Annotated in this window: 17 protein-coding genes, 1 tRNA gene and 1 pseudogene; 14 read left to right on the top strand and 5 right to left on the bottom strand. The window is 37.2% G+C overall.

Translation table 11 applies throughout. The features are described 5' to 3' along the window. Positions 1 to 82: 82 nt before the first annotated feature. A complete protein-coding gene (tuf, locus tag ACO6FI_RS02205; protein ID WP_008750055.1) occupies positions 83 to 1,282 on the top strand; it encodes an elongation factor Tu in 1,200 nt (399 codons plus the stop codon). Positions 1,283 to 1,404: 122 nt separating this feature from the next. Here the strand turns inward: tuf and ACO6FI_RS02200 are convergent, their stop codons facing one another. The 4 genes and pseudogenes from ACO6FI_RS02200 to ACO6FI_RS02185 all read right to left on the bottom strand — a co-directional run bounded on the left by ACO6FI_RS02200 (position 1,405) and on the right by ACO6FI_RS02185 (position 4,321). Beyond that, positions 1,405 to 2,268 carry a DUF3881 family protein gene (locus tag ACO6FI_RS02200; RefSeq protein WP_485455910.1) on the bottom strand — a complete coding sequence of 288 codons (864 nt, stop codon included), beginning with the start codon at positions 2,266 to 2,268 and terminating at the stop codon, positions 1,405 to 1,407. 2 nt (positions 2,269 to 2,270) lie between these two features. Further along, a complete protein-coding gene (locus ACO6FI_RS02195; protein ID WP_485455985.1) occupies positions 2,271 to 2,786 on the bottom strand; it encodes an acyl-CoA thioesterase in 516 nt (171 codons plus the stop codon). 36 nt (positions 2,787 to 2,822) lie between these two features. Then, positions 2,823 to 4,100, bottom strand: a pseudogene (locus tag ACO6FI_RS02190) (DUF1576 domain-containing protein); the annotation flags it as partial. 141 nt (positions 4,101 to 4,241) lie between these two features. Continuing rightward, positions 4,242 to 4,321 (bottom strand) — tRNA-Leu (locus tag ACO6FI_RS02185). 171 nt (positions 4,322 to 4,492) lie between these two features. Here ACO6FI_RS02185 and ACO6FI_RS02180 point away from each other — a divergent pair. The 6 genes from ACO6FI_RS02180 to ACO6FI_RS02155 all read left to right on the top strand — a co-directional run bounded on the left by ACO6FI_RS02180 (position 4,493) and on the right by ACO6FI_RS02155 (position 10,749). Beyond that, positions 4,493 to 5,083 carry a uracil-DNA glycosylase family protein gene (locus tag ACO6FI_RS02180; RefSeq protein WP_485455984.1) on the top strand — a complete coding sequence of 197 codons (591 nt, stop codon included), beginning with the start codon at positions 4,493 to 4,495 and terminating at the stop codon, positions 5,081 to 5,083. A 57-nt stretch (positions 5,084 to 5,140) separates the two neighbouring features. Further along, positions 5,141 to 6,208 (top strand): carbamoyl phosphate synthase small subunit, encoded by a 1,068-nt coding sequence (locus ACO6FI_RS02175; protein ID WP_485455909.1) that lies wholly within the window; start codon positions 5,141 to 5,143, stop codon positions 6,206 to 6,208. Continuing rightward, positions 6,209 to 9,400 carry a carbamoyl-phosphate synthase large subunit gene (carB, locus tag ACO6FI_RS02170; RefSeq protein WP_485455908.1) on the top strand — a complete coding sequence of 1,064 codons (3,192 nt, stop codon included), beginning with the start codon at positions 6,209 to 6,211 and terminating at the stop codon, positions 9,398 to 9,400. It abuts the gene before it with no gap. A gap of 119 nt (positions 9,401 to 9,519) precedes the next feature. Then, entirely contained in the window at positions 9,520 to 9,891 is a 372-nt protein-coding gene (locus tag ACO6FI_RS02165; RefSeq protein ID WP_485455907.1) for a VTC domain-containing protein, read from the top strand. After that, positions 9,872 to 10,108, top strand: a complete 237-nt coding sequence (locus ACO6FI_RS02160; RefSeq protein WP_485455906.1) for a VTC domain-containing protein — start codon at positions 9,872 to 9,874, stop codon at positions 10,106 to 10,108. Before ACO6FI_RS02165 ends, ACO6FI_RS02160 begins: the two co-directional genes overlap by 20 nt. Continuing rightward, positions 10,069 to 10,749: a DUF4956 domain-containing protein gene (locus ACO6FI_RS02155; protein ID WP_485455905.1), complete on the top strand. Its 681-nt coding sequence runs from the start codon at positions 10,069 to 10,071 to the stop codon at positions 10,747 to 10,749. The genes ACO6FI_RS02160 and ACO6FI_RS02155 overlap by 40 nt, the downstream gene beginning before the upstream one ends. Before the next feature lie 55 nt (positions 10,750 to 10,804). Here the strand turns inward: ACO6FI_RS02155 and ACO6FI_RS02150 are convergent, their stop codons facing one another. After that, complete coding sequence (locus ACO6FI_RS02150; RefSeq protein WP_485455904.1) at positions 10,805 to 11,152, bottom strand: choline-binding protein A; 348 nt, start codon at positions 11,150 to 11,152, stop codon at positions 10,805 to 10,807. Positions 11,153 to 11,420: 268 nt separating this feature from the next. Here ACO6FI_RS02150 and ACO6FI_RS02145 point away from each other — a divergent pair, with 268 nt between their 5' ends. The 7 genes from ACO6FI_RS02145 (at position 11,421) to ACO6FI_RS02115 (ending at position 18,929) form a co-directional block, all read left to right on the top strand. Further along, positions 11,421 to 11,855 (top strand): response regulator, encoded by a 435-nt coding sequence (locus ACO6FI_RS02145; RefSeq protein ID WP_485455903.1) that lies wholly within the window; start codon positions 11,421 to 11,423, stop codon positions 11,853 to 11,855. Positions 11,856 to 11,872: 17 nt separating this feature from the next. Beyond that, the gene (locus tag ACO6FI_RS02140) at positions 11,873 to 12,106 is read left to right on the top strand and encodes a winged helix-turn-helix domain-containing protein (protein WP_485455983.1); all 234 of its coding nucleotides are present in this window, start codon (positions 11,873 to 11,875) and stop codon (positions 12,104 to 12,106) included. Then, positions 12,096 to 13,085, top strand: a complete 990-nt coding sequence (locus tag ACO6FI_RS02135) for a sensor histidine kinase (protein ID WP_485455902.1) — start codon at positions 12,096 to 12,098, stop codon at positions 13,083 to 13,085. The genes ACO6FI_RS02140 and ACO6FI_RS02135 overlap by 11 nt, the downstream gene beginning before the upstream one ends. 167 nt (positions 13,086 to 13,252) lie before the next feature. Further along, positions 13,253 to 14,008 (top strand): ABC transporter ATP-binding protein, encoded by a 756-nt coding sequence (locus ACO6FI_RS02130; RefSeq protein WP_485455901.1) that lies wholly within the window; start codon positions 13,253 to 13,255, stop codon positions 14,006 to 14,008. Next, positions 13,989 to 15,887 (top strand): FtsX-like permease family protein, encoded by a 1,899-nt coding sequence (locus ACO6FI_RS02125; RefSeq protein WP_485455900.1) that lies wholly within the window; start codon positions 13,989 to 13,991, stop codon positions 15,885 to 15,887. The genes ACO6FI_RS02130 and ACO6FI_RS02125 overlap by 20 nt, the downstream gene beginning before the upstream one ends. A gap of 167 nt (positions 15,888 to 16,054) precedes the next feature. After that, complete coding sequence (locus tag ACO6FI_RS02120; RefSeq protein ID WP_485455899.1) at positions 16,055 to 17,989, top strand: thiamine pyrophosphate-binding protein; 1,935 nt, start codon at positions 16,055 to 16,057, stop codon at positions 17,987 to 17,989. A 1-nt stretch (position 17,990) separates the two neighbouring features. Next, positions 17,991 to 18,929 (top strand): NAD-dependent epimerase/dehydratase family protein, encoded by a 939-nt coding sequence (locus ACO6FI_RS02115; protein WP_485455898.1) that lies wholly within the window; start codon positions 17,991 to 17,993, stop codon positions 18,927 to 18,929. The last annotated feature ends 12 nt before the right edge of the window (positions 18,930 to 18,941 follow it).

The raw sequence follows: 18,941 nt of genomic DNA, 5'->3' as shown, positions 1-18,941 counted from the left end.
AACTTGATAAATCTCGGCTAATACTATATAATATAACAAAATTTACTATTAATTTAGGGTTTAATTCAAGGAGGAATTAACAATGGCAAAAGCAAAATTTGATAGAACAAAGCCTCATGCTAACATTGGTACAATCGGACACGTAGATCACGGTAAGACAACTCTTACAGCAGCTATCTCTAAGGTTCTTGCAACAAGATTCCCTTCAGAGACAAACAAGATCGTAGACTTCGATAAGATCGATAAGGCTCCTGAGGAGAAGGAAAGAGGTATCACAATCTCAACAGCTCATATTGAGTATGAGACAGCTAAGAGACATTACGCACATGTTGACTGTCCGGGACACGCCGACTATGTAAAGAACATGATCACAGGTGCTGCACAGATGGATGGTGCTATCCTTGTTGTTGCTGCTACTGACGGTGTTATGGCTCAGACAAGAGAGCATATCCTTCTTTCAAGACAGGTAGGTGTTCCATATATCGTTGTATTCATGAACAAGTGTGATATGGTTGACGATGAGGAGCTTCTTGAGCTTGTAGAGATGGAGATCAGAGACCTTCTTAACGAGTATGAGTTCCCTGGCGATGATACACCTATTATTCAGGGTTCAGCTCTTAAGGCTCTTGAGGATCCGATGGGACCTTGGGGTGACAAGATCATGGATCTTATGGATGCTGTTGACAGCTACATTCCTGATCCTGAGAGAGATACAGATAAGCCTTTCCTTATGCCTATCGAGGATGTATTTACAATCACAGGTCGTGGTACAGTTGCTACAGGTAGAGTAGAGAGAGGTACACTTAACCTTAACGATACAGTAGAGATTCTCGGTATCCATGAGGATAAGAAGTCAACTGTTGTTACAGGTATCGAGATGTTCAGAAAGCTTCTTGATCAGGCTCAGGCAGGCGATAACATCGGTGCTCTTCTTAGAGGTGTTCAGAGAACAGAGATCGAAAGAGGACAGGTTCTTGCTAAGCCGGGTTCAGTAACATGTCATAAGAAGTTTACAGCTCAGGTTTACGTTCTTACAAAGGACGAGGGTGGACGTCATACACCTTTCTTCAACAACTATCGTCCACAGTTCTACTTCAGAACAACAGATATCACAGGTGTTTGCAACCTTCCTGCAGGAACAGAGATGTGCATGCCTGGTGATAACGTAGAGATGACAATCGAGCTTATCCATCCTGTTGCTTGTGAGCAGGGTCTTAGATTCGCTATCCGTGAGGGTGGTAGAACAGTAGGTTCAGGTAGAGTTGCATCTATCATCGAGTAATCTTTGATTAAAAAATAAAGGGTATTATATCGGTTATACAGTGATGTGTCTTTTGATGCTAGGTAATCTATAATACCTTCGTATAAAAAAACGGACTCCCAAAGTTGGGGGTCCTGTTTTTATTACTGATTTATTTTACCGTGCAGCCAAATGTTTCCTTTGAACCTTCTGCCGACCATAGGTTCACCTTGCAAATCCTCTTTCTTTATGGCTACACTAAGTTCTATATCACTGCATTCTATCTTAAGTATCAGAAGTTTTTCATTGGTCAGTTCATTTTCTTCTTCTTTAATATCCAAGATATTTCCTACAATACTGTATATATCATTTTCCATACCGTAAGGCATAAACAGTGTATCGACGATACTGTATACATCCTCGGTCTGTATCCTGTCACTGAGAGTGGAATACAGTAATGCTTCATCAGTAGTTAGAGTATCTATAGCATTTTCATCACCGCGCTTGGCGGCTTCTATAAGTAAAGTTCGATCCTGTGACCTCTGCTTTGAACTTTCAATTTCCACCAAGGTCTTTTTTATAGGTAATAGGATCCTGCCGTCCGAGCAAAAGCCGAACAGGTTGACGGAAGATATCTTACTGCCGGTGTTATCAATATAGTCAAGTGGGTTTGAAAGCCTGAATATCAAAGACATTCCAAGTCTGTTGTCATCAAGCATACCTGAGAATACGGAGTCGTCTATATGCTTTTCAACACTGCATTTTGAGGTAGAACTTATAGAAGTGTTTTTTATATAGGGGAAATAGCCCTCTCTTATAAATACACCGAGATTTTCAAGATATCCGTATATACATAGCCCCACAGACTCCGAGAGATTTTTACGTATCTCCCAAAGTCTTTCCTTTTCCGTAGTCACACTGATCCTTGCCGAGGCGATATTTTCTCTTTGAATTTTATCAAGCAATTCTTTTACTTCATTTTTTTTCTTGTACATTGAGAAGCCGATGCTTCTAATATAATTTTGCAATTTTATATTCCCTCTTTCCTACGAGATTTACGTATTTCGTTGCGAGTCTCACCGGCAAACCATTCACGCTTCTCACTGTCTGTCTCAGGTATAAGTCTCGGAACTCTGTGAGGCTTGTCATCCTGTAGTGCAACATATACCAGGTATGCGGTATTTACAAGGAATCTTTGTCCTGTGGCCAAATCTTCCACATAGCTGTTTACTTTTACTTCCATAGTTGAGTTGCCTACATGAGTCAGATTTGCAACCAAAACCGCAATATCACCGATATACATAGGCTTTGAAAAATGTATATTGTCAATTGTCACGGTGGAGACAGGCATATTACAATGTCTCTTGGCTGCGATACCTCCTATAAGATCAATCCACGAAAGCAGGTCGCCGCCGAAAAGTCTGCCTGAAGCGTTTAAGTATCTGGCGCTGACCTGATAGGTCTGCTCACATCTTGAATCACTTACTCTCTTTACAGTATCTCCGTTTTGAATACAGTCATTCCAAGGAGTTTCATTCTTTATCATATTATCTGTAATATTTTCCATAAATATCCTCGTATTCTTTATTTTATTTCTTTTTTCTACGATTGCCTCTATCACAGGAACCATAAATATAGCGACTATACCGCCTGCAAATCCGTTATTGTAAAGGTTCAGACCTTTGTATACAATACCTACATTAAGTGCCACGGATGAATGTAAGAACCCGGCTATAAGTCCTGCCAGTACGCCGAACTCACCTGCAATAGGCGCTAAAGTGGTGGATAATAAAAGCGTAAGTATAGGTGCAGGATCATTCAGATGCCATTGCTTCATAAAGGCGGAGATACATACTCCGACCATTACCGGAAGTATATTTCGCATATGCTTGCCGGCAGGAGAAAAGCCTACTATTGTAAATATCGATCCTATGGTCGGTCCGTTTAAGTCACCTTTTGCAGCCAGTACAAATGATGTAGCTATTATACCGTTTATTGACATATTAAAGATATATACGGCATCCGAATAATTATGCTTGTATGTACCGTGTACTCCGGTTTCACGAAGCAGCCTTATATATGCCGGAAAAAGCTCTTTACCGTCAAGTATAAGAGCAACCACAACCATATAGCCGAACAGTACAAACAGTGCAACGGCAAATAATATGGTATGTGAACTGTCCCAAATAAGTCTGGTCTCTATATCTACACCGAATGATTTGAATATGGATACAAGTACGGTAGCTATAATACCTGATGAAAACCCTACATTGTAAAGCGAATAGCCCTTGTGCGCGGATTTTACATGAAGTGATATTGGAAGAAGTACATATCCTATGATAAGTCCGGTAGCTGTTGCAAAGAGCAGCTGCCAAACTGTACTTTTATGCCCTATTTGCATTACAAGTGTAATGGCAGGGGAGAGGCTGGTACCGTACAGACCGTAGTAGATATATTTCTTCAGTGAATATCCGTGCAATCTGGCGTAGACAAAGAAGCCGATAAGTATAAGCCATATATTAACTACATTCTTTCCGAAAAGTGAAAATCCGAATATAAGATATGAGCTTACCACTATATGTCTGTCAAACTCCACCTTAAAGTTATACAGCAAAAAAAGCAGGATAAGTGTAAGTATCCCCGCATTGAAAAAGGCTGCACCGATACCGCCGACCACTATATAGTCGGTGATAAGAAGGTCGGGCTGTATGATTATTTGCCAAAGTCCGGGCAATATTTCCTTGATAGGTGAAAATATCAGTGCAAATATCATAAAATAAATGGGGACCGTAGAGATAAATAAAAATCTCTGCTTATAAGTTAATGTTCCGGTGGCTCTGTAATCTCTAAAAAATGCCATAAGAAACTCCCGTTTGAGGCTCAAACCTCATCATATTTTTATTTAATTATAATTAATAATGGGGAGTTTCGTCAAATACTTTGATATATATAAAGAAAATTATAAGAAATAAAAAAGCTGTCACCAATTGTGACAGCTAAATGCGGGTGACAGGAATCGAACCTGCACGGTCTCCCACAAGAACCTAAATCTTGCGTGTCTGCCAATTTCACCACACCCGCATACCTGTAGAAGTATACTCTGTAGGTAGGTAAATGTCAAGAAAAAAATCATGATGCTATAATTTTTTGAGTATACAAAAAAGTTTTTCAGTTTGAAAACTTTTTTGCTTTGGTTTATCATAAATAGAAAAGTTTGTGGGCTTTTGTTCACAGGAAAGAAGTGTGAGTTGTATGTTTTCGGAAAATGTTCAAAAGATTTTTGATGAAATCATGGCGGACAAGGAGAATAAGGAGTTTACAGATGCAGGGATTAAGCCGCTGTTTTCGGCTCCGCAAAATGCCAAAGTGATGATTGTGGGTCAGGCACCGGGTATTAAGGCGCAGGAGGCAAGGAAGTACTGGTTTGATAAGAGCGGTGACAGACTTAGAGAGTGGCTTGGTGTTGATGCGGATACATTCTACAACTCGGATATTTTTGCCGTCATTCCTATGGATTTTTATTATCCGGGAAAGGGTAAGAGCGGTGACCTTCCACCAAGAAAAGATTTTGCTCCCAAGTGGCATCCGAGATTGCTAAAAGAGTTGCCTAATATTGAGCTTATTATTCTGATAGGTCAGTATGCACAGAAGTATTATCTGGGTGATAAAGAGAAGAAGAATCTGACTGAAACGGTCAAGGCTTATAAGGAGTATTTGCCGAAGCTTTTGCCTCTTGTACATCCTTCACCGAGAAATTTGATATGGTTAAAGAAAAATCCTTGGTTTGAGGAAGAAATTGTTCCTATGTTACAGGAAAGAATCAGAGGTTATTTGAATAAATAACTTATTGTAACTTGGGGGCAACGACTTGACCCCAAATATTTATAGAAAGGGATTAAGATGAAAGCATATCTGATTTTAGAAGACGGTAGCGTTTATGAGGGTGAAAACGTAGGAGCTTGTAGGGAAGCGGTAAGTGAAATTGTTTTTAACACTTCAATGACAGGTTATCTTGAAGTGATGACCGACCCGTCTTATGCGGGACAGGCGGTCGTGATGACATATCCTCTGATAGGAAATTACGGAATTTGCTATGAGGATATGGAGTCTGACAGGCCGTGGATAGACGGTTTGATTGTGCGTGAATTATCTGAAGTCGCATCTAATTTTCGAAATGAAGACAGTATACAAAATTTCTTGATAAAAAATAATATCCCCTGTATTTGCGGTATTGATACCCGCGATTTGACAAAAAGATTGAGAGAACACGGTACTGTGAACGGTTTTATAACTGTTGACAGTTCTTTTGTTGTAGAAAAAATATTACAAAGGATAAAGGAGTACAGTGTAAAAGGCGTAGTAAAAAGAACAAGTACAAAAGAGATTTACAGTTTTCCGGGAGAAGGTAAAAGAGTGGTGCTGATTGATTTTGGAGCTAAGAGAAATATTACAAGGCAGCTACAAAAAAGAGGCTGTGAGGTGATAGTGGTGCCATGTGATACAAAGGCAAAAGAAATTTTAAAGCTTAAGCCTGACGGCATTATGTTAAGCAACGGACCCGGAGATCCTAAGGAGAATGTGGATATAATAAAGGAAATAAAAAAGCTTTACGATACAGACATCCCGATATTTGCGATATGCCTAGGGCATCAGCTTATGGCATTGGCTACAGGTGCAGACACTTATAAGTTAAGGTACGGTCACAGAGGAGGTAACCATCCGGTAAAGGACCTTGAAACCGGCAGAACATATATTTCATCACAAAATCACGGATATGCTGTAGATGAAAGTACATTGGATAAGAATGTATGTGTGCCTGCCTTTATAAATGTAAATGACGGTACAAATGAGGGGATAAGATATATAAACAAAAAGATCTTTACGGTGCAGTATCACCCTGAGGCCTGCCCCGGACCTCATGACAGCTCATATTTGTTTGATAAGTTTATAAAGATGATGGAGGACTAAATGCCTAGGAATAATGATATAAAAAAAGTATTGGTAATAGGTTCGGGACCGATAGTTATAGGGCAGGCGGCGGAGTTTGATTATGCGGGTACACAGGGTTGCCTTGCTCTTAGAGAAGAAGGAGTAGAGGTCGTACTTATCAATTCAAATCCGGCTACAATAATGACTGATAAAGATATTGCGGATGAAGTGTATATAGAGCCTTTGACAGCCGAATTTGTCAAAAAGGTAATAAAAAAAGAAAGACCTGATTCTTTGTTGCCGACACTTGGCGGTCAGGCTGGGCTTAATTTGGCTATGGAGCTTTTTGAAGAGGGATTTTTGGAAAAAGAAAATGTAAGATTGATAGGAACTACGCCGCTTACTATAAAGAAAGCCGAGGATAGAGATACATTCAAGCAGACCATGGAAAAAATAGGTGAGCCTATTGCGGCATCCAAAGTGGTCGAGAATGTAAAAGACGGTGAAGAGTATGCAAAAACTCTAGGCTATCCGGTAGTACTTCGTCCCGCATATACCCTTGGAGGTTCAGGAGGCGGTATTGTATACAATGAAGAAGAGCTTATTGAGACTCTTGAGAACGGACTTAGGCTTTCAAGAGTAGGTCAGGTCTTGGTGGAGAGATGTATTGCAGGTTGGAAGGAAATAGAGTATGAAGTGATGCGTGACGGAATCGGCAATGTGATTACAGTCTGCAATATGGAAAACATTGACCCTGTGGGTGTACATACAGGTGATTCCATAGTGGTTGCACCAAGTCAGACATTGGGGGATAAGGAATATCAGATGCTTAGAAGCTCCGCACTCAATATTATAACGGAGCTTAATATCACAGGAGGTTGCAATGTACAGTATGCACTAAATCCCGACAGCTTTGAATACTGTGTAATTGAGGTAAATCCTAGGGTATCAAGGTCGTCGGCACTTGCAAGTAAGGCCACAGGTTACCCGATTGCCAAGGTGGCTGCAAAGATTGCACTTGGATATACATTGGATGAGATAAAGAATGCCGTGACTAAGAAAACTTATGCGGCATTTGAACCTATGCTTGACTATGTGGTAGTAAAGATGCCGAGACTTCCGTTTGATAAATTTTTCAGCGCAAAGAGAGAACTCGGTACTCAGATGAAGGCTACAGGCGAGGTGATGAGTATTTGCAATAACTTTGAAGGCGGACTTATGAAGGCGATACGCTCGCTTGAACAGCATGTAAACAGTCTGCTTGACTATGATTACAGTAAACTTGATAATGAGAGCTTAAAGAGTGAACTTCAAAGAATTGATGACAGAAGAATATGGGTAATTGCCGAGGCAATCAGAAAGGGCATTTCATTTGAAGAGATACATAAGATAACAAAGATTGATATTTGGTTTATCTCTAAGATTGCAAATATTGTAAAGACGGAAAACAGGCTATCAAGTGAGATATTGGACGAAGAGCTCTTAAAAGAAGCAAAGAGACTTGAATTCCCCGACAGTCTTATCGCAAAGCTGTCAAATAAAAGTGAAGAAGAGATAAAGACATTAAGACACAGACTCGATATAAGGGCGGTATATAAGATGGTAGATACCTGCGCCGGAGAATTCAAAGCACAGACACCGTACTTTTATTCATGCTATGGCGGAAGTAATGAAGCAAAAAGGTCGGACAGAAAAAAGGTTTTGGTACTCGGTTCGGGACCGATAAGAATCGGACAAGGCATTGAATTTGACTTTTGCAGTGTACATTCAACTTGGGAACTTAAAAGACTTGGATATGAAACCGTTATAATCAATAACAATCCCGAAACTGTCAATACGGATTTTGATATAGCGGATAAGCTTTATTTTGAACCGCTTACCCCTGAAGATGTGGAAAGTATTGTAGATATAGAAAAACCTGACGGAGCCGTAGTACAGTTTGGCGGACAGACAGCCATCAAGTTGACACAGAGCCTTATGAAGATGGGGGTTCCTATACTCGGTACAGACGCAAAAGATGTGGACGCGGCGGAGGACAGAGAACTTTTTGATGAAATCCTTGAAGAATGTGAGATTCCAAGACCTAGGGGCGAGACCGTATATAAGGCAAAGGAGGCAAAGGAAGCGGCAAACAGGCTTTTATATCCGGTACTTGTAAGACCTTCCTATGTACTGGGAGGTCAGGGAATGCAGATTGCGACAAATGATAATGATATAGACGGTTTTATGGAGATAATAAACAGAATTGCACAAGAACACCCTATACTGGTAGATAAGTATATACTTGGAAAGGAAATAGAGGTGGATGCGGTATGTGACGGTAAAGATATACTTATTCCGGGTATTATGGAGCATATAGAAAGAGCCGGTGTACATTCGGGAGATTCTATAAGTGTATACCCTGCCCAGTCTTTAAGTAATACCGTAAAGTCTAAGGTTGTAGAATATACAAAGAGGCTTGCAAAGGTTCTACATATAAAGGGAATGATAAACATACAGTTCATAGCGGACGGAGAGGATGTATATGTAATAGAAGTAAACCCGAGGTCGTCAAGGACGGTTCCGTATATCAGTAAGGTGACAGGTGTTCCTATAATATCACTTGCGACAAGAGCAATCTGTGGGAAGAGTATAAAAGATATGGGATATGGAACGGGGATTTTAAAAGAACCGGATTTGGTGGCTGTTAAGATGCCGGTGTTCTCATTTGAAAAGATAAAGGGAGCGGATATTTCGCTCGGACCTGAGATGAAGTCAACAGGTGAGTGTCTGGGAATAGGTAAAAACTTCAATGAGGCATTATATAAGGCATTTGTGGGTGCAGGCATAAAACTTCCGAAACATAAAAAGATGATAATTACAGTCAGAGACAGTGAAAAAGAAAAGGTCATAGATATTGCAAAGAGATTTTGCGCTTTGGGGTATACTATATACTCTACAAAGGGAACTGCAAAAGTATTAAATGATAACGGAGTAAATGCGATTGTAATAAGAAAACTTGAAGAAGAGGGACCGAATATTCTTGACCTGATATTAAGTCATGAGATAGATATTGTAATTGATGTTCCTATGAGAGGAATAGCCGGAAGCAAAGACGGGTTTATAATAAGAAGAAATGCAATAGAAACCGGTGTGAATGTGCTTACCTCAACAGATACGGCAAAAGCACTGGTAAGTTCACTTGAGAACGAAGAGGGAGAAATAGATATAATTGATATTACAAAGTTATAAGTACACAAATTTAACACAGAATAAACATAGATAAAACTTATTTAAAAAATATATCTGCCATAATTTAATCTTAATATATACATAGTAACTTATTAAACATTGTATATGAGGGAATAATTATGGCAGGTTTTATTTTTGAAAGAATTGAAAAAAAATACTTACTGAACAGGGACCGGTATACAAAGCTTATGTTTATATTAAATGAATATATGGAGCAGGATAAGTACGGTAAGCATACCATATCAAATATATATTTTGATACTGATGATTATCAACTGATAAGAGCATCTTTGGATAAGCCCATATATAAAGAAAAATTGAGACTGCGAGCATACGGGGTGCCGAAAGATAATTCTAACAGCTTTATAGAGATAAAGAAAAAATTTAAAGGAGTAGTCTATAAGAGGAGAATAGAGGCAAAACTTTGCAAGGCAAAAGATTATCTCTACAATAATATATCCGATAAGAGCCTTGAAGAACAGAGGTTTTGACAGAAGGCTTCTGGATGAGAAGTTAAAACTTATGGAAATTAAGGTAAACGGAGCAATGCCGATGTGGATGAGTAAAGCTCTTTCAGATATAGGGATTTTTCCTACTTCTTACTCAAAATACGGAGAGTATTATAAGCAGATATATGCCAAGAGGTGTAGAAACAGTGAGGTTAAGATATGTTATCTAATATTTTTGAATCAATTACAAGTAATATAAGTTCAAGTGTGAGTACTGAGGAATTTTTAATATGTGCGGCGGCTGCAATAGCGTCAGGCATTCTGGTGGCGGGATTCCACAGCTTTAAAGCAAAGTCAAGTATATCATTTTTAATGACTTTGGTAGTACTGCCGATGATAGTTCAAACTGTTATAATGATTGTAAACGGTAATCTTGGAGCAGGCGTTGCGGTCGCAGGAGCATTCTCATTGGTAAGATTCAGATCTATGCCGGGAAGCTCCAAGGAGATAATGTCGGTATTTTTAAGCATGGCGGCAGAGCTTGCAATAGGTATGGGATATATAACGATAGCCATTGCACTTATAATAGTTGTAGGAATTATACTTGTCATAATGTGTATAATAAATGAGAGCTTCGGAATAAGAAGAGAGTTAAAGATTTCTATACCGGAGAGCTTAGATTATGATGATGTGTTTACGGATATTTTCAAAAAGTATTTGTCAAAAACGGAGTTTGTAAGAGTAAAAACAACAGGTATGGGGAGCTTATTTGAACTTGTATATGAGATTGTTGAAAAAGATGTAAAGAACGAAAAGAAGATGATCGACGAGTTGAGGACAAGAAACGGAAATCTTCCTATAGTTTGTCAGAGAATTGAAGAGGTTGCAAACGGATTATAAGTCTATAAAAACCACTAGGGGCATTGAATAATCAATGCCCCACTTTATAGTTATCCTACTGTATTTTGGTCATTTTACCGGTGCTATCGACATAATAATTGTCAATCCACTGGTCTTGAGCCAATGTTCCGTCGTTATTGAGGTAATACCAAGAACCCGATGACTTGATCCAACCGGTCTTCATGATGCCGTTTTTGTCAACATAGTAAGTCTGATCATTGTAGCTTATAAAGCCTGAAGCAGGATTGCCTGAACCGTCAACAACTTTCCACTCACTGCCTGTCTTACTCCATTTGTAGGAGTTCGCATCTGTAATCTTCATGGCAGCATGGCCGGGTATAGCAACAGTCATGGAAATAGTGGCAGTAAGTAATAGCATAGACATAAACTTTTTAATAAACATAACTGACCTCATTTTCCATCAAAAAATTCAAACTAAACTTATAGTCTGTAACTACATTATAACAATTTTTTTTTCCTTGAAAAGGGAATATATATAATGGTAAGAAACTGTAAGAAAAAAGAAAGAGATTTAAGGGGGATTTTTATTTGTGAACAGTTTTGTATTAATGTTTAAGGCCTTAAAAAACCAACAGATATCTATTAACTTGACAGGTAGATAAATGTTATACTATAAAATATTTTAAAGACTAAATTTAAAGGATAAAAATATGACATTTAAAATATGTATGATTGAAGATGATTCCGATCTTGCAAATATTGTAAGGGAACATCTTATAAGATATGATTTTGAAGTTTTTATTTGTGAAGATTTTAAAAATATTGATAAGTTTATTGAAAAGCACAGCCCTAATTTAATCCTGCTTGATATCAATATCCCATACTATGACGGTTTTTACTGGTGTAGCGAAATCAGAAAAGTGACCAAGGTTCCCATCATATTTATGTCTGCAAGAACCGAGGATTATGATCAGGTCAGGGCAATTATGAGCGGAGGTGATGACTATGTCACAAAACCGTTCTCCTATGAACTTTTACTTGCAAAAATCAATTCTCAACTCAGAAGAGCCTATGCGAATACTCCGCAGGAGAATCGGCGCTTGAGCTTGGCGACTGCTCCTTTAATAAGCTACGCTTTACACTAAAATGCAGAGATAATCAGATTGATCTTGCAAAAAATGAGGCAATATTAATAGGTATCTTATTTGAAAGCTATCCAAATGTGGTAAGTCGTGAAAAAATACTTTCTGAAATCTGGGACAGTGATATGTTTGTAGAAGAAAACACCTTGAATGTAACTGTCAGCAGGGTAAGAAAGAAGCTTAAGGATTTGGAATCCGAACTACAGGTAATAACCGTAAGGGGTATGGGCTATAAGGTGGAATATGAAAAATAAAGATAGTTTAAAATTATTTTTTTCAGATAATATTTTACTTTATTTGATTGTATTCCTGACACAATTATTTTTCTTTGGTATCTTATTTTTTATTAAGGGAATATGGTTTGATGAGATTTTTTATTTCGGATTCTTAGTATTTTTTATGCTGAGCTTGTTTATTTTAATCAGACTTTATAAAACAGGGAGGATATATGAAAAGTTCTTACTAAAAAGCCCTATTTTAAATGATTATCTGATTGAAGAGCCAAGAAGTGAACTTGAAAAAAATTATAATCTGATGATTGAGGAAATAATAAAAAATAGCAGCGATAAGGAAATAGCACAAAAGCAGGATAAAAGAATACAAAAGATTATGATATACAGATTTGTCCATCAAATGAAAACACCTCTGTCGGTGTTGAAGCTTATTTGTGAAAATCACAGTGATGAGGATGATTATAAAAAGATAGTCAGAAATATAAATACTTTGGAATACAATCTGAATCAAATCCTTGATATCTACCGTTTGGATCAATTTAAAAATGATTTTGTATCCGAAAAAGTAGCTCTTAAGAGTATTTGCAAGGAATGTATCAATAGCTTAAAGGATTATTTTATAACATCTCAGATATATCCGAGGCTTGATATAAATGATGATATCTATGTGTATTCAGACTCCAAATGGTTGAAATTAGTTATTCACCAGCTCCTCACCAATGCGGTAAAATACAGTAATATCGGTCAAACAGTAAATGTGAGCGCAGGGAAAATTGAAGATAAAGTTTACCTCTCAATCATTGACCATGGTATAGGAATAGAGCCTGCTGATTTAAAAAACATTTTTGAACTGTTCTATATAGGAAAAAACGGAAGAAATAATGCCGATTCCAGCGGAATAGGACTTTATATAGTCAAAAAGATCAGTGAATATCTGGGACATAAAATAGAGGTGAACTCGAATATAAATGACGGCACAACAATGACCATTATTTTTTAATAAAATCCATATACCGGTAATGTTACAAAAATGTAAGCTTTTGTAATGTTACCGGATTTTTATTTTATATTGCATCTGCTAAAATCATGGCATAGATTAAAATATTTAATTTAAAAAGACCTTGGAGAGGGTTATTAAAACTACTACTAAAATTTTTGGAGTAAAATATGATATTAAAAGTTTCAAATCTTGAAAAAATATATAAGGGAAAGATAGCATTCAAAGCCCTGGAGAATATAAATATGGAAGTTTCCAAGGGTGAGTTTGTTGCTATAATGGGCCCCAGCGGAAGCGGAAAAAGTACTTTTTTAAATACTATATCCACTATTGATAAGCCCACTTCAGGTTCGGTTTTAATTGCTGGTAAAAATCCCTATGAAATGAATTCCAAACAGCTTTCAACATTCAGGAGAAAAGAATTGGGATTTGTATTTCAGCAGTTTAATTTAATAAATACCTTAACAGTCGGAGAAAATATAATACTTCCTCTTACACTTGATAAGGCTGATATTAAAACAATGAAAACAAAACTTGAAGAAATCAGTGAACTTCTCGGTATTTCCCATTTACTTCATAAAAGAACCTATGAAATATCAGGTGGACAGGCTCAAAGAGTGGCTATAGCAAGGGCTGTAATAAATGAACCTTCCATACTGCTTGCAGACGAACCGACCGGTAATTTGGACTCAAAGTCGGCAAAGGATGTGATGAAGCTTTTTAAAAAACTTAATGAATCCATGAATGTAACCATTATTATGGTTACCCATGATCCCAATATCGCATCATATTCAGATAAAACCTATATCATAAAAGACGGCAATATTTATCAGGAGATCATTAACAGAAATGATGATAAAAACTATAAAAGAGAAATACTGAACACTATGAGTTTGCTTGGAGGTGATGAAATTGACATTATTTAATTTTGCATATAATAATATAAAAAGAGATTTTAAAACTTATTTATATCATTTTTTAAGCTGTGTATTCTCTGTTTTTATCTTCTTTTTATTTTCAAACCTTGCCATGCATCCGGCATTAAAAATAGTAGATTCCGGAAGCACTATAGGCATTATATTATTTATGGCAAGTATAATATCCATGCTCTTTTCCTTTGTACTGATTTTATATTCCGTGGGCAATTTTTTAAAAAACAGAAGTAAACAATTTGCAATACTGAATATTATAGGTGCAAGTAACGGGCAGTTTAATACACTGATTTTTTTTGAAAATATAATAATTTCAATATTTGCACTGCTTATCGGAATAATAATGGGATTGGTTTTTTCAAAAATATTTTTAATGATTGCACAATCACTGATAGACGGATTAAATTTATACTTTTATTTTCCTCTTACTCCGCTGATACTCACTGTTTTTTTAATGGGCGGATTGTTTTTACTTATATCATTGATTGCTCCTGTGATTTTAAGAAAGAAAAAAATAATAGACCTCTTAAAAAAAGAAGAACTGGCTGAAAAAAATCATTTTCTGCTTTCACTTATAGCTGTTATTATTATATTGCCCATTACAATTTATTTACATATACAAAAGAATTTTTCCGGCTTTATCTATATATTTGAAATACTTGCCGGTATAAGTTTTTCATACTTTATTTATAATCTGATTTTTAATATCTATAATTTTTTTATGGAAAAAAGCGGGCGTATTTATATAAAAAATAATTTGATAAAGTTAAGTAATTTTAAGTATAAAATAAATACAAATATAAAGACCATGGCAGCCTCTATGATATTATTTTCTATAATACTGACCTCCTTTGTATATATAGTGGGTGCACCGCTTAGTATATCAAAAGATACTCAAAAGATAATGCCCTATTCATATATGTATGCAAACTGGGAAGATGAGGAAAAGGGTGCAAAAAAGGCTGAGCTAATATCAGAGGAGCTTAAATCCATAGCCGGCTTTAAAGAACTTACAATATCCTATGCCAAGCTTAAAAACAAGGCAAGAACGGTAAGACATATTATTTTATCCAATACTATGTATAATGAAGTGGCTGATTTCTTAAACAGAGAAAAGATAAATCTCTCAGATAATGAATATTTCCTTATAGGCGTGGATGGCAAAAAAAATCCTGTTTTATCCGATACAATAAAGGATTTGATTTCGGGCTATGGCATCACTAAGGAGGCAGGATTCGATAAAAAAATAATTTCGATATCCGGCTATTTTACAAGTGTTACCGTTGTTTCGGATAAAAACTATGAGTCATTATCACAGGTTTTGGTAAAAGACAGAATATATGCTTTTACACAGAGTGATTTAAAAAATGGAAGTATTAAAGATTTGGAGGCTATAAAAAATCTTATAGGATTTGAAGACGGGAAAGAAAGCCTGATGTCTTACAGTCTTTATTATGATATTGAAAACCTTACAAGAAGGCTGGTTTCCTATGTGGGAAGTATACTATGTATATCATTTTTAATAGGAATAGCAAGTATTATCTACTCAAGACTTTACTCCTTTGTGGATGAAGAAAGTAAAAAATACAGTATTATGATAAAAATAGGACTTGGCAAAGCCGAGTTAAAGGATATACTTGCAAGTACATTGAGATGGCTTTTTGTTCTTCCCTTTATGACGGCGCTTGTTATATCATGGATAATTATAGGTATTATAAATCAATTGACATTAACCTCCTATACAGGTCTGGCTGTAATTTGCAGTTTTATATATCTGCTTACAGAATTGATTTTATATATAATTATAAAAAGAAAATATCAAAAGAAAATTTTTGATAATATTTATTCCGATTATTCACGACACAATATGTAAATTAAAACTGTGCTGACTGAATCAATCATAATAAAATCAAAAGACTTTGTTAAAAGCTATAATACTTATAAATTTTATGGTATAATTGTAACGGTATTTTATAAATATTTTGGTCGTGATTTTGACTTGATATAAAATTTAAGTACTTAGAATTCAGGGAGAATACTATGAAAATCAAATTGAGCAATTATATTGCTAAAAGACTTGTAGAACTTGGTATAAGCCATGGTTTCAGCGTGACCGGCGGAGGTGCAATGCATTTGAATAACGGACTCGGTCACCAAGCCGGGCTTACAATGACTTATAATCACCACGAGCAGGCGTGTGCAATGGCGGCGGAAGCCTATGCCAGAATCAACAATCAAATCGCGGTGGTCTGTGTGACTACAGGACCCGGAGGAACAAATGCAATCACCGGAGTACTTGGAGGATGGCTTGATTCCATACCGATGTTCATACTCTCAGGACAGGTCAGATATGACTGGACTGCCAGATATTCGAATGTAGGTATCAGAGCTATGGGAGATCAGGAGTTTGATATCTGCAAATCTATAGAATGTATGACTAAGTACAGTGAAATGGTTATAGAACCTATGAGAATCAGATACCTTATAGAAAAATGTATGTACCTTGCTATGAACGGCAGACCGGGACCTGTATGGCTGGATATTCCATTGGATGTTCAAGGCGCATATATTGAAGAGGATGAACTTATAGGTTTTGATAAAGAAAATTATGAGGCGGGTAAAGACGGCTGGGCTGCAGACTCGCCGTACAAGACTGATATAGATGAAAGAACAAAGCTTGATTTGGCAAATATACCTGAAGCTGTGCCGGATAAAGTATTAAAAGAAATAATCGAAAAGATTAAAAGTACAAAAAGACCTGTATTTAACGCAGGTAACGGTATCAGAATAGGAAATGCACATAAGGAGTTTTTGGAACTTATAGAACTTTTAAATATTCCTGTGGTGGTAGGTTGGAACTCTGAGGACTGCCTGTGGGTAGACCATCCGCTGTATGCAGGCAGACCGGGAAATTTCGGAGACAGACCCGGAAACTTCACAGTGCAAAACTCTGACCTTGTACTGTCGGTAGGTTCAAGACTCAGTTTAAGACAGGTGGGATTTAACTGTAAGGGATGGGCAAGAGAAGCCTTTACAATAGTAAATGATATAGACAAGGAAGAGTTGAAAAAGCCCACAGTACATATAGACATTCCTGTCCATGCGGATTGTAAGGTATTCATGAGACAGCTTATCAATCTTTTAAAGACAGAAAAGACTCCTGTATTCGAAGGAGGAAAAGGCCTTTTTGATATGAGCTGGAATGAGACTGTTAAGTATTGGCTGAAAAAATATCCTGTATGCAGACCTGAATTCCTTGAAAATGACGACAACAAAAAAGCCAATGTATACGCATTTATAAAAGATATCGGTGACAGTGCGAAAGAAAATCAAATCACGGTTGTAGGTAACGGTTCCGCCTGTGTGGTCGGAGGACATTCCTATATCATCAAAAAAGGTCAGAGATTTATATCAAACTCCGCAGTTGCATCTATGGGATATGATTTACCTGCCGCAATAGGTGCGTATATGGCAAACCTTGACGGTAAGGCATACGAAAAGGAGCTGATACTTATCACAGGTGACGGAAGTATACAGATGAATCTTCAGGAGCTTCAGACCATAGTTCACCACAAGATGGACATAAAGATATTCCTTATAAACAATGACGGATACCACAGTATAAGACAGACACAGTCAAAGTACTTTGAAGATGAACCTCTTGTAGGTATCGGACCTGACAGCGGTGACCTTTCATTCCCGGATATGTGTAAGCTTGCAGGTGCGTACGGAATTACATATTTTTGTGCAAAGACCAACAGCGAACTTGAAGATGCGGTATCAAAGACTTTTGAGGCCGCCGGTCCTGTTATATGCGAGGCGTTTGTGACAAAGGAGCAAAACTTTGAGCCTAAGTCATCAGGAAAGCAGCTTGCAGACGGTAGAATGGTAAGCCCTCCTCTTGAGGATTTGACTCCTTTCCTGTCAGATGAGGAGATGGAGGAGAATATGATAATACCGAGGATTGTTGAATAATATGAGAATACTTATCACAGGGGCCGCATCATTCCTAGGCAGACATCTGGTGGAATACTTTCTCTCAAAGGAGGAAGAAGTGCTTGCTTTGGTCAGAGAAAATGCAAGAGGAGGGGATGAGCTTTTAAAGTATGAAGCAAATAATAAATTCAAACTTATAGTCCTTGATATGAAAGATATAGAAAGACTGGACACGGATTTTGACATATGTATACATCTGGCGTGGGGCGGCATAGGTAAAGAAGGCAGAATGGATGTAAATATCCAAAGAGAGAATATAAATGTCGCCATAAAGCTTATGAGGGTATGTAAGGAGAGAGGTGCAAAAAGATTTCTGTTTGCAGGTTCACAGGCGGAATACGGACAGACACTTGCAGATATTGAATCAAAGTACGGCAATGACTTTGATATAAACGCCATACCAAGGCAAAGTGAAGATGCACCTACAAACCCTAAGTCCGAATACGGCAAAGCCAAATTGGAACTTAAGAGTAAACTCAAAAATCTTGGAGACAGCCTTGGAATAGGGTATGTACATATGCGTATCTTTTCGGTGTTTGGAAGCGGTGACCATGAGACATCGCTCATATCCACCTGTATAAGGAATTTTAAAGAGAATAAAGATGTACATATAGGAGAGTGTATACAGTCTTGGAATTATATATATATTAAAGACCTATGTGAAGCGATATCTCTGCTTTCAAAAAAAGACTTACAAGGTGAGTTTGTATTCAACGTGGCGGGAAAGACAAACAGGATACTTATGGACTATGTAAAAGAGATAAAGAGACTGTTGAACAGCAGCAGCGGTATAGTCGTAGAGAAAAAGGAAGCTGCAAGTGAGGGGTTGCCTTTTCTAAATCCAAACATTGAACGTCTAAGTAGAATAGGCTTTGTTGAAAGCTACGGATTTGAAAAGGGAATAAAAGATTGTATATAAGGTTTAGGAGAC

It is taken from the genome of Lachnoanaerobaculum sp., assembly GCF_057250505.1.
This window is presented reverse-complemented; position numbering and strand designations above follow the sequence as displayed.